This is a genomic window from Actinoallomurus acaciae (assembly GCF_042429965.1).
Lineage (GTDB): Bacteria > Actinomycetota > Actinomycetes > Streptosporangiales > Streptosporangiaceae > Actinoallomurus > Actinoallomurus acaciae.
Map to the genome: position 1 here is coordinate 1 of NZ_JBHLZP010001235.1, position 694 is coordinate 694.

1 protein-coding gene is annotated in these 694 nt (G+C 53.9%); it reads right to left on the reverse strand.

Features of this window, described 5'->3' with window-relative positions; all coding sequences use genetic code 11:
- On the reverse strand, window positions 1-694 hold a 694-nt coding region (locus ACFFNX_RS51845; protein WP_378213877.1), incomplete at both ends, for a reverse transcriptase/maturase family protein.

Here is a 694-nt window from a genome sequence, read left to right on the forward strand (position 1 = left end):
TGCGTTTGCGAATGATCCTGTGCCCCAGAAAGATAAAGCCGTCATTAACATGGGTGATTTTAGTCTTATCCATGTTCAGCCTGAGTTTCAGACTGCCTTCGAGCACACCCCGACACTCCTCCCTGATGGCTTCCGCCTGTGCTTTGGTGCCTTTGACGATGAGGACAAAATCATCGGCATAGCGGCAGTACGCCACCGCGGGTTTCCACTGCCAGTTTTCTCTGACCGCCGTACTTCGGCCCCGTTGGATACTGTTATTCCAGTACCACCGATCTTTTCTGGCTTTCCCGCTCAGGTAGCGCTCATGCAGGTATTGATCGAACTCATTCAGCATGATGTTCGATAATAGCGGCGATATAACACCGCCCTGTGGCACACCTTCACTGGCCGCCCGAAAGAGACCGACATCGATATGTCCCGCCTTGATGGTTTTCCACAGCAGAGTCATGAAACGTGCGTCACTGATCCTGCGGCGTACAGCCTTCATCAGCAGTCGATGATGTACGGTGTCGAAGTAACTGGACAGGTCGCCTTCAATCACCCAGCGTCCCCGGGTTTCACCACAGTCTGTGAGCTGTAATTTCACCGTGCGGATCGCGTGGTGGACACTGCGCTCAGGCCGGAAGCCATATGAGAGCGTATGAAAATCACTCTCCCATATCGGCTCCATCGCCATCAGCATGGCCCGCTGAAC